Raw genomic sequence first — 11625 nt, 5'->3', positions numbered from 1 at the left:
ATATATCGACAGACAAAGATACGGTATAGCTAACTTTCAATCCCGTTATGGGTTCAACGGGATAAATACACGATAGAAGCCGAAGAGGCTTCTATCCTTTCAATCCCGTTATGGGTTCAACTAGATATCAGGAAACCGCTTTTACCCGCATAAACTGCTTTCAATCCCGTTATGGGTTCAACATGGTGTACGCCTATCCCCCGCACGAGCCGAGCTGGACGCTTTCAATCCCGTTATGGGTTCAACAAAATCAAAATCAAGAAAACATGACATCTTTTGACACACCTTTCAATCCCGTTATGGGTTCAACTAAAATATGACGGTAATGCTCTATGTCGGAATATATCACTTTCAATCCCGTTATGGGTTCAACGTATAATTTACTTAATTTTCATATTAACAAACTGATTAACTTTCAATCCCGTTATGGGTTCAACATTTGTAATATTAAAAATATATTTCGGATTGACTAACTCTTTCAATCCCGTTATGGGTTCAACTACCGAGGAGGCGAGATAAGAATCGGCACTAGCTTGACCGTCTTTCAATCCCGTTATGGGTTCAACTGGTATTGTCATGGATGAATTTGGTGGTACTTGGAACACTTTCAATCCCGTTATGGGTTCAACGAACTTAACAGCGTATTCGAATACCAATACACTGATAATCTTTCAATCCCGTTATGGGTTCAACATGGATACAAATACTGATTCAGTCGGAAATGAACTATTTAACTTTCAATCCCGTTATGGGTTCAACCCGGAGGACCGATGATTATCATATGTTCTCCGGCTATGAGCTTTCAATCCCGTTATGGGTTCAACATAACGATTTGGATATTGAAGCTATAAATGAGTTCCAGACTTTCAATCCCGTTATGGGTTCAACTGAATGTGCTACAGCCCTACCCAGGGGTAGCATGGAATCTTTCAATCCCGTTATGGGTTCAACGGGTGGAGACCAGTACTTTATCCTGAATAACGGTTCTGTCTTTCAATCCCGTTATGGGTTCAACTTGCAAACAAGTTAGATAAACTAAATCTTGACAAATACATCTTTCAATCCCGTTATGGGTTCAACCTCATCAATAAATATGAAAAGCTACCTGAGTATTATGACAACTTTCAATCCCGTTATGGGTTCAACCATATGTCAAAGCGTTGCAACTCGAGAGTGAGCTGGAAACTTTCAATCCCGTTATGGGTTCAACTTACATGACACTTAACACCACGTTGCTAAAACAATTTCACTTTCAATCCCGTTATGGGTTCAACTCTATCGGGTCTTAACGACTTATGCCCTAAGTTAGGTATCTTTCAATCCCGTTATGGGTTCAACGGAGATGATGGGATTGTGAGATTTGGTATTTTTATTTTTGCTTTCAATCCCGTTATGGGTTCAACCGACCCGCGTGTTGACACAACACTACGTATCGCTTTTCCTTTCAATCCCGTTATGGGTTCAACAAGAGCACGGATACGTTCTAAGAAGTTTTATTTTTTACTTTCAATCCCGTTATGGGTTCAACATTGTATTTGTTGCCATACATACAAGGCATTATATTGTTTCTTTCAATCCCGTTATGGGTTCAACCTTGAGATGCTAGCGTTAGGGAAGACAGTGATAATACCTCTTTCAATCCCGTTATGGGTTCAACATTTGCCGTGGCAGTTGAACCACGGCATATGCATATTCTACCTTTCAATCCCGTTATGGGTTCAACTGAAGGTTTTATTTATCTCTATCTTCATCTTCTCCTTTCTCCCCTATAAATTTTACGTCTCCTCCATTACCTCACAATTCGACCCTTCTCCCCTTCCTTTCCTTACCGTAACCCGGTCGCATGGTGTTTTACACTAACTGAAAGAAACCACCCTATTTATAAATGTAAAACTAATCTAAGAATTTCGTTTCGGTCGCAAGGAGACTCGAACTTCATCGTTTATTATCTCCATGGAAAGATCGAACTTACCAATCTTTTAATCATATAAAGATTTAAATCATAATAAAATAGTTTTCTCTTCTCATTTTATAACTTGTACTTAAAATAAAATACAAATCTTGCTTTAAAATACTTTATAAGAATAGATGGATTAAGAGAATCGTAAAGGCTACTGAATTACATTAAGATATCTGTATCTCATTTTAGTAAAGGAATAATAAAACTTAATATTTTTATATTTATTTACATATATATTTTTTTAAATAAAAGTTACACTCTGTTAAATATATTTGTTCATAAACCTTCCTCTTGATAAATCTCCTTACATGATAAGCCTTTCACCGTGAGGAAAGCCCTCCCCTCATTGTCCCATGTGCTTCCGTGGCCTCGTCTCGCTGTTCACGCTCCGGTTAAAGTTATCCATGCTCTACTCCCACCGTCCTTTAGGAGGAAAGCCTTTCCCCTCATCACGTGATCGTCAATAGACGGAGGGAAAACTTTTTCCTTCTAGAAATTATTATAATCCGATGTTCTTCACTCTCTCAGACGTGATGCTCCTCTCAAGGAGGACGCGTAGTACCCCCCGCTCTATTTCTGAAGAACTGAGGGGGTGGAATTGGAGCGAACCTCCGGTCTACCCTCCCTCGACTATGACTCTCGGTGTTTCCGACCTCACTAACGGGCTCTGTCCCACGGGTAGGTTCGCTTTCCTCAAGTACACGGGAAAGAAAGTTGAGGTTAAGCCCCTCCCCGGCGCATCAGTTCACGAGGTTTATGCCAAGGGGATTGAGACAGTAAAGAGACTCATCTACGAGGAGGACTTGAACGGGGCCAGACTCAGGACTCTCATGGAGGACGAGTTCTACTCCCTAAAGGTAGAAGACTTAACCCTAGCAAAGGCTATTTGGGACAGGGTAGTTAACACGTACTCAGCTGAGTTGGACAAGGCAAAGGGACGGTCACCTTACTTCTCAAGGGACTCGCTTGCCTCCATGGTGGTCCCGTTCTCGGTGGAGTTCCCCCTTGACGGTACGCTGGTGGGCCTCCACAACGGGGTGAGGGCTGACGCGTTCATCCCACACGTACCCATGATAGCAGAAATGAAGACGGGTAAACCTAGGAGACAACACGAGTTGGCTTTGACGGGTTACGCTTTAGCTTATGAGAGCATGTTCGAATACCCCATGGACTTTGGATACCTCTGTTACGTCCAAGTAAAGGAAGGGAGAGTGTTCGACTCTTGTAGGCTTGTACAAGTGGGGGACTACCTGAGGGACGAGTTTCTCCAGATGAGGGACAAGGTAATGGAATCCATAGAGAACGGAGTGGAGCCGGAAAAGCCAAAGAGGTGCGACCAAGATTGTCCCTTCTTGAAGGTATGTAATCCTTAATTATGTTGCTAGAGAATTCGCGCTCTCGACAGTTGTCTCTGGTTACCAAGGGGAGTTCAGCGATAGTCAAGTCGTACATGTTATGAACTACAGTTGTCTCTCGTTATCAAGGGGAAAAACGGAATTTAGTTCCGATCATGGTACTTAACACAGAATTACTATCGAACCTCTAAGCCGGGAATCCAAGCTTCTACACGGTACTGCAGGAGTGTAACAGGGTCAGGAAACTCACAGACCCGCATATCCGCACACCTTCATACTGTGTAGGGTCGAGAAACCGACAGAGTCCTCTTCCGTGTAGGTACTCGCACCAGGGATCGCCAGTACCACGGGTGAGGAGACGTAGCGGGAAAACTATCAACGATCCTCGACCCGACCAAGCTTCACAACGAGGTGTAGGAGATACATCTAGACTGACCATGTGTTGTTCAGTCTTCCCACGGTTTCACTCCAAAAGAGTGACATACCGTTCATCGACAGTTCTATCTTCCCGCCACAGGAGAGGACCCCTAACACTCCACTCCCACACTCACATGGAGAGCGAGTTGTCTTTACCATCTTTTTATCAAGAGAAATGCATGGATAGTTATTAGGTGTTTTCAAAGGAATCTATTTTATATAACTTTCTTATCTCACTTGATGGTATCTCTACGGGAAGTGAGTGTCTCACCTTTTGTATCTTCAGGGCGAATGAACCTCTTCCCATGTTGTCAAATCAAGTACATGAGAAGGAGGGAACTAACTCAATTACTCTCGAGAGGTTTAATGTCGTCTATTTTAAAATTACAAGAGTGACAAGAAACTCTAAAAGTCACATAACTAGATTTCTAATTATAACAAGTTTCAGCTTCTTTACAAAGAGATGAACCAGTTTTCGTAGTAATAGCTTAGTTACTCACTTGAACACCCTAAGCTGTTTGCCTTTTAGTTTTCACGCTAACTAGAAGTAAGGATAGCAACGACACCTCAACACGTCATCGAGAAACGGTCCTAACTTAGGACGTGGCCCGCAGTTGATACCGTGAAGTGGAGCCTAGGGACTTGTAATTCCTCTCCTATCAGGTATCTAGTAGACTTGGTTAAACTAAGGGTGTCATGACGAGCATGCGCAATTAAACTTTGACCTATTCTCTCGGGCTAAGAGGAAAATAGTCCAACGGGCGACTATGACCAGCGGGAAATGGGGGTAAAGACTAAGAGGAAAAGACGACCCAACAACGTCATTCTATGTCCCTGCTCACGAGAGCTGAGTACGTCTCTTCCTCGAATTCTTAAGTCTTCACCGTAAGTGCATTTCCCCTTCTGGAATTACGTGAGCGTGAAGGGACGTCAGCGTGTTAACATGAAGAGGAGGGAACTCTCAAGGCATTGCCGCTGGTGTCTACAATCATCGTGACAATGTTTATCATTCCTTGACCTCAAAGACAGTTGCTGTTAATGAAGGTGCTGAGTGAACAGAACTTCTGTGGCTGACCTCAAAGTCCTTGCCGATGCGGAGGAAAGAAATCCCTCTAGTTCTCAAGATGTCAGTCCTCAAGATGTCAAAAGAAGACTAAGGTTCTACCCTTAGCTAAAAGGTTACAAGGGTCTACATCCTCACCTTTGGCTATCCTCCTCATGGCGTCGTTCATTCTGGCATACGTTTCCTGATCTACGGTAGTGGTGACCAGATGAGCTCCGGCCTCCCTCGCTGCTAGGACAGAGGCTGCGCTTATCGCTTTCCTTCCTCCCGTGAAGTCCAGGTAATCTCCAGGGGAGAGCAGGGATCTAACCTTCTCCCTGACCTCCTTGAAGTCCTGCGGGCTCATAACGTCTTCGATTGAGAGTATAACTTCCCTCATCGGAATCGGAGATACGCACTTAGAAAAGATGGCTGAGAGGACGGAGAAAGACACGTCAGTGCCTCTAGTTCTGACTACTATGAGTTCATCTATCTTGAGAGGAGAACTGGGGAAAGGTGCAGAGTAGTCTCCCCTCAATAAGGAAAGGTAGGTCTCTGCCACTCCCCCGGGGGTAGTCCCCAGCGTGGAAACTAACTTCATGTCCTTATTGTCACATCCCCGCTTTTATATCATGACGGGGACTCAGGAGACTGTTCGTGAAGACAACGACGCTCAGAAGGCAGTGTAAACGCTCACACGAAGACAGACAACTTGCATAGAGCTAATAATCCCACTTAATTTGAAACTGGACGTAACTGGACGCCATTTCGTATAATCATTATCTCAACTGTAGTCTATGATAGAAATTTGAACCGAACTCACGGGAAAACAAATCAAGATAGCCAGTTGTTACATATATATATTGTGTATATATCTTCATTTGAACAAGTCGTATAGGTTGATGTCCCTTAATTTCCTCGCCAGTAGAGTGTTGACCATCATTAAAACGAGCACAGTAGATACTATTACTAATGCAGATAAAAAGATTTGATCCCGTGGAATGACCTCTGTTGTGAGAGAGGAACCCATCATGACGAAGGTGGCAGTCAACGGGTTATATTGTTGCAACTTTTCTGGTAGGAGCAGGGATATCATGTACAGTATGAGTGGTATGGAAGGTAAGGCATTGATTATGCTGGGTGAATTAAACCTAGCCGTCGCCAACCCTATAGCTATTCCCAGAGTGTTTACGAACAAAGACGCAAGAAAAGCAGAAAGTAGAAGTAAGAGCAAAGGAAACCAAAAACTGAAAGGTTCGTGCGCACCGAAAATACCTATAAACCCGAGGAACAAACCAAGGTACAAGACCGGGAAGAGAATTATGTACTTAGATTTAACTAGGTTACCAAGTTCGTAGATAAAGACAAGCTTCTCCACTCCTCTCATATTTCTTCCCTTAGTCTGTCATAAAGTATATCTAGGTTATTAATTTCTTTTAGTGAAATTCCTCCCTCGCAGTCGCCTTTAACTATAGAGTAAGTCATTCCTCCCACACTGACTTTTAAGACCGAGTTCTCCTTATCTCCTGAAACTATGCATGAGTCTAACACGTCTTCCACTTTGGCTTTCCCGTAAAGTTTCCCGTTAAACATGAAGAACAAATCCCAGTCTTTGAAGTATTTAAGCAAGTGAATGCTGTGGAGTGTTATGATTAGCTGTTTTCCCTTGACGGAGAGCACGGCGTTTACTAAGGACTTAACCAAAGCCGGGTCTAGATCTTCAAAAGGTTCGTCCAGCAGAGTCACTTCAGTGCCCGCGAACAAGGCTAACACGGTAGTAAACCACTTCTTTTCCCCCGTGGAAAGCCTGGATAGAGTGTCGCCCTTAGGTCTAACTAAGTTGTAAAGGTTGCCCGCATCTTTTACACAATTAAATGCCTCAGAATATACGGAATATGTTTGACCTATATTGAGTGAACCTAAATGATAAACCGATTCCAAATTCGTGGATAATAGGTTAAGCTTTTTTCCTCTTGTTACGTCAAAATTGTTCACAAGGATACTCCCCTTATTTACCTTGTACAGCCCGACTATAGCCTTGAGAAGTGAAGTTTTTCCCGCACCGTTTGACCCTAAAATCACTGAGTTGTTGTCAATTATAGCACTGATATCCAGGATTGTTCTACCATTAATGACTAGTGAAGCGTCTTGATTTCAATCATCTATTTCCCCACCTCCAATTAGCAGACCTAACACCGGGGCTTCTAGGCCTTTCTCTACGTTTAAGTACTTTCTCCACAATAACGTTACGCTCAATGACAGCCATGATCCCTAAATATAACACGGTGAAAACGAATAAAAATTCTCTATTAGAATCCCCACGTCTATAAGTGCAAATCTATTACTCCCTTATCCGTATTTTTGTATAATTTTACTAAAATTGATATTAAAAATGTAGTTAGTGCTGAATGCTCATTACTGACTTCCCCGGGTAAAAGGTAGACCCGAAACCTATTCTCAGAAATAATTCATATCTAGATATCGTATCATTTTAACAGTCGAAGTATATAATTTTATTATAATAAGTAAAAATTTAAAGTAAAATCATTATCAAATGATCAAATATATATATGTATTACTTAAGAAAGCTATTATAATTCTAGGAATCCTTGTGATATTTTCTTAAAAATTTTTAGATAAAACAGTAAAATAATGTGTCTAACTTATAAAAATTTTAGATAAAATCAGTTTTTCCGTTGTATTTTACCATATATAAGGAAATTTTGATTTATTAATTAACCGTTATTATATTCAGTTAAATGATTTTGGGTCTACCGAGAGGGGTCGAGGCTTTCATCCCTTTGTAAAAAACGACACACAAGTAGTTCTATCAAGTATGACCTTGTGTGTCATGGAGATGGACGCCGAACACGTCCCTCTTCATCTTTCGGTCTTGTCATTACATGAAGAGGACTGCAAAACTTCTATCGGGCTTCATCTTTCGGTTTTGTTACATTACTGCGAACTTGCCCAGGGGCGAGGTCATTTCTCTAGACGGGGGATGAGTAACGTTTCTTGAGGCTTCGGTCTACGCTTCTCCGAAGGACTTCAAACGAGGATTGCACCACCTCCTGAACCCGCAATTGAGGCACTTCCTAACCGGCTGTCTTACCTTGGGATCCGTAATTTTACTTATAATTATTTCCTTAATTATCCTCTTAACGTATTCTCTTTCTTGAGAAGAGTAGTTTAGCCTTACCAGTTTTTTGACGGGTAAATAGTAAAGCATGCCTTCCTTTACCCTCTCCCCTGAAAGTTCCATGAGGTAGCAGTAGAAAAGAACCTCGGCCTTGTGATCTAACCTAACCTTATTGCTCACCTTTACGTCTAAAGGTGAGACCCATTGTCCCCTCACTATGAAGTCGGGAAACCCTGATAAACCTTCGGTTGAGTAGAACTTTCCCTTCTCTAAGGGAAGTTTAGGGCTAAGGTCTTCGTATGCTTCCTCCTCCTTTTCCTTACCTTCAACCATGTACTGGGTTACCCTCTCCCTGAAACCTAAAGCTTCCAAGTGTACTATCCTTGGACAGTAAACGTAGTGCTTCACCGTGGTTCCGGTTATCAAGACCTATCACTGCATGAGTATTTTCACTAGTTAATATATTAGATTCACTTAAAAGAGAAAATGAATGAAATGACCAGTTAACCTCGGGTGATATGAAAGCTTCACTAGTAATTGTGGTAATGAATGATAAAATAATCCCATGTAAGTCTTTAGCCGTTTGGGCTATTTCATCGTATTTTATCCCAGAACTCACCAAATTACCTTATCGTCTTCCACGCCTTCACTGGGGATTGAAACTCTCTTGGAGAAGAGAGACTCAGTAGTTGGTACTATCATGACGGAGAACCTTTCCCCTTCTTGAGACGTTCTATGAAGCCTGGACAGTCCCGATTTCACGTCCTTCAAGGTTGAAGAGTTCATCTCCCCAACGAAGACGCTCAACTGTACCCTTCTTAAACCCCTAGATTTAAGGAAGGAAGCGACTTTTTGCCTGAGATTGGAATCGGTTATATCGTAGAAGACTACGTAAAACATGCAGTTTAGTGTAATTTATAAGAAATAAGTTTTGATTCGGGCTTTTCATGATATCTATGGGTGGGACCTTTTCTTGGATTCTCTTCTGTTTTAAACTTAGCTTGATGTACGTTTGGAGGAGAGAACAGAAGGTATTGTTGAGAGAAGTCTGAAGCCCGAGTGAGGTACATGTACGACTATTTTATGGTGTATGACAGAGAAATTCACAGTTCAGGGTTTAGTCAATTACATGACTCGGTAGACATCCGCCGAAGGGGCTTTCGTCTTATGTAAATAGTAATTTATGCTGAATAGTATAGAACGAAGATGTTATCAAAGTTCCTTGTCTTCTTTTTGTACTTCTACATCGGCATTTGAATCGTATAGAGCGTAGATATGTATCTACATGATTATTTAAAGGGTTCTTAACCTTAATCTCGTCTCAGCGATCTATGTCGTTCTTGAACCGTGTAACATCTAAATAAGGCTATTGATGATGAGTATTAATCCTAAATCCATCAAGATAAAACCTTCACTACGTGGTCATAACAGGCACGTTCTTGGTTTAGGAAGTTCTTTTTTGATGAAATTTGAAGTTTAGTCCTTAGCTTTTCTAGAGCGAAAATTTCAACTATTTTTCAATCTATTAAAATTGTAAATCTTACAGTATTAAATGTAAAATCATTAATATTAGATTTTGTATTAGATATTTAGTTTTTAGTAAATTTTTTAATTATTTATCTAATTTTATATTTCTTATATATGTAGATTATTCTTTTTCTAATTTTACATATACAAAACTTTTAAGGATCTATGATTTTGTAAAGGTCTTATTAGTATGTACCTATTTTTTAATTAAGTTATATCTAATAGTTCGATCTTTCCATGGAGATAATAAACGATGAAGTTCGAGTCTCCTTGCGACCGAAACGAAATCCTTAGATTAGTTTTACATTTATAAATAGGGTAGTTTCTTTCAGTTAGTGTAAAACACCATGCGACCGGGTTACGGTAAGGAAAGGAAGGGGAAAAGGGTCGAATTGTGAGGTAATGGAGGAGACGTAAAATTTATAGGGGAGAAAGGAGAAGATGAAGATAGAGATAAATAAAACCTTCAGTTGAACCCATAACGGGATTGAAAGGAGAACTTGCCATAGAGGAGTGTGGCTTCTCAGATACGTTGAACCCATAACGGGATTGAAAGAATTGCGGGATTTCCCCCGCGGAGGTGAAAAAATTCGTTGAACCCATAACGGGATTGAAAGACTCCTCCTACTACTCCTCCTACTCCTACTCCTACTACTGTTGAACCCATAACGGGATTGAAAGCGTATCTGTAATGGCAATGGCAATACTGCGATAATAGCGGTTGAACCCATAACGGGATTGAAAGCTAACACAATACCCTTGCTCGTTCCTGTCTAGAGGAATCGTTGAACCCATAACGGGATTGAAAGCCCTGTAAAATTTTCCCTACCAATTCCTTATATGAGACGAGTTGAACCCATAACGGGATTGAAAGTATTAGTATTTGATGATTATATATAACCATGGACGTAGTTGAACCCATAACGGGATTGAAAGGGGGTGATATGAAAAGTCCCCTCAAGTTTGAGGGAGGGTTTGTTGAACCCATAACGGGATTGAAAGATAAATGACATAAAAACTACAGAGGTCACGAAATCAATAAGTTGAACCCATAACGGGATTGAAAGCGGTCATAGCGGACGGCACCACATTGATGCCGTCCTTTCGGTTGAACCCATAACGGGATTGAAAGCAGTTTCCCTGTCCCATCCAAAGACATAAGAGTATTCAGTTGAACCCATAACGGGATTGAAAGTGACAGTGTGACACATGAAAAGTATATGACATGTCTAGTTGAACCCATAACGGGATTGAAAGTTTATTGCGACTCTGTTGAGCGGAACGCTCACGCCTAGGGTTGAACCCATAACGGGATTGAAAGGCAACGTCGTCAGCAATATAGCTTATTTCAGTCTCGGTTGAACCCATAACGGGATTGAAAGATTTGTTGTTGTAGTTCATCAGCTCTAACGGGAAAACTGAGTTGAACCCATAACGGGATTGAAAGTAGGTCTCCTCTTAGGTGCTGTCTACGGTCAAGCTAGTTGAACCCATAACGGGATTGAAAGAGTATAAGCAAATATCGGGAAGAGCAGGAAGACAGAGAGTTGAACCCATAACGGGATTGAAAGTTAAGAAGTGGTTGTAGATACTCAGTTCATCTATTTCTTGTTGAACCCATAACGGGATTGAAAGGTATGATAATAATTTAAGTCGTCTTTTTTTCATGCTGAAGTTGAACCCATAACGGGATTGAAAGGATTACCCAATCACCTATTCGTACAATTGTATATCCTTTGTTGAACCCATAACGGGATTGAAAGTCTTTATGTATTTTTTCAGGAATTTATAGCCTTCATATAAGTTGAACCCATAACGGGATTGAAAGATTTTAATGTATGTATCGGTAGATAATTGTTTTACATAATGTTGAACCCATAACGGGATTGAAAGTGGTAAACGATATCAGGCACTATTTTCAGGGCATGCCTACCGGTGTTGAACCCATAACGGGATTGAAAGAAATAATAGAAGTATGTTGTCGCTTTATTCAGGTTGTTCAGGTTGAACCCATAACGGGATTGAAAGTATAACATCAAGAGATATCTTTTTCATTTCCGTATTAAATGTTGAACCCATAACGGGATTGAAAGCTGTGGAATAAATAACATTCATCAAAGTTTTTGCATAGTTGAACCCATAACGGGATTGAAAGCATATAGTTTTTATATCAACTTCTTGTTGA

The 11625-nt window shown here is 40.9% G+C and carries 6 protein-coding genes and 2 CRISPR repeat arrays (2 of these 8 cut by a window edge); of the genes, 1 reads left to right on the top strand and 5 read right to left on the bottom strand.

Annotation, left to right across the window (positions count from 1 at the left end):
• A CRISPR array of direct repeats spans positions 1-1723; the repeat unit is 25 nt; unit sequence CTTTCAATCCCGTTATGGGTTCAAC (it extends 406 nt beyond the left edge of the window).
• Positions 1724-2469: 746 nt separating this feature from the next.
• Positions 2470-3333 carry a type I-A CRISPR-associated protein Cas4/Csa1 gene (cas4a, locus tag IC007_RS10610; RefSeq protein WP_149528740.1) on the top strand — a complete coding sequence of 288 codons (864 nt, stop codon included), beginning with the start codon at positions 2470-2472 and terminating at the stop codon, positions 3331-3333.
• Between the two features lie 1541 nt (positions 3334-4874).
• On the opposite strand, the gene crn1 is transcribed toward cas4a, so the two are convergent.
• The 5 genes from crn1 to cas2 form a co-directional block, all read right to left on the bottom strand.
• Entirely contained in the window at positions 4875-5375 is a 501-nt protein-coding gene (gene crn1, locus IC007_RS10605) for a CRISPR-associated ring nuclease Crn1 (RefSeq protein ID WP_054846536.1), read from the bottom strand.
• A gap of 276 nt (positions 5376-5651) precedes the next feature.
• The gene (locus tag IC007_RS10600; RefSeq protein ID WP_054846537.1) at positions 5652-6161 is read right to left on the bottom strand and encodes a hypothetical protein; all 510 of its coding nucleotides are present in this window, start codon (positions 6159-6161) and stop codon (positions 5652-5654) included.
• Positions 6158-6856 carry an ATP-binding cassette domain-containing protein gene (locus IC007_RS10595; protein WP_054846538.1) on the bottom strand — a complete coding sequence of 233 codons (699 nt, stop codon included), beginning with the start codon at positions 6854-6856 and terminating at the stop codon, positions 6158-6160. The genes IC007_RS10600 and IC007_RS10595 overlap by 4 nt, the downstream gene beginning before the upstream one ends.
• 946 nt (positions 6857-7802) lie before the next feature.
• Positions 7803-8339, bottom strand: coding sequence for a CRISPR-associated protein Cas4 (cas4, locus tag IC007_RS10590; protein ID WP_054846539.1), 537 nt, complete (start codon positions 8337-8339; stop codon positions 7803-7805).
• Positions 8340-8528: 189 nt separating this feature from the next.
• Positions 8529-8813, bottom strand: a complete 285-nt coding sequence (gene cas2, locus IC007_RS10585; RefSeq protein ID WP_054846540.1) for a CRISPR-associated endonuclease Cas2 — start codon at positions 8811-8813, stop codon at positions 8529-8531.
• Positions 8814-9909: 1096 nt separating this feature from the next.
• Positions 9910-11625: direct repeats of the CRISPR family, unit length 25 nt; unit sequence GTTGAACCCATAACGGGATTGAAAG (it continues 223 nt past the right edge of the window).

The sequence above is a fragment of the Sulfuracidifex tepidarius genome, assembly GCF_008326425.1.
In the GTDB taxonomy this organism is placed as follows: Archaea; Thermoproteota; Thermoprotei_A; order Sulfolobales; family Sulfolobaceae; genus Sulfuracidifex; species Sulfuracidifex tepidarius.
Note: the sequence above shows the minus strand (reverse complement) of the source record. Positions and strands in the feature narration are given on the sequence as shown.

Excerpts from the sequence above, each read along its gene's own strand:
- cas4a (WP_149528740.1), top strand. The coding sequence starts at position 2,470 with ATGTTCTTCACTCTCTCAGACGTGATGCTCCTCTCAAGGAGGACGCGT.
- crn1 (WP_054846536.1), bottom strand. The coding sequence starts at position 5,375 with ATGAAGTTAGTTTCCACGCTGGGGACTACCCCCGGGGGAGTGGCAGAG.
- IC007_RS10600 (WP_054846537.1), bottom strand. The coding sequence starts at position 6,161 with ATGAGAGGAGTGGAGAAGCTTGTCTTTATCTACGAACTTGGTAACCTA.
- cas2 (WP_054846540.1), bottom strand. The coding sequence starts at position 8,813 with ATGTTTTACGTAGTCTTCTACGATATAACCGATTCCAATCTCAGGCAA.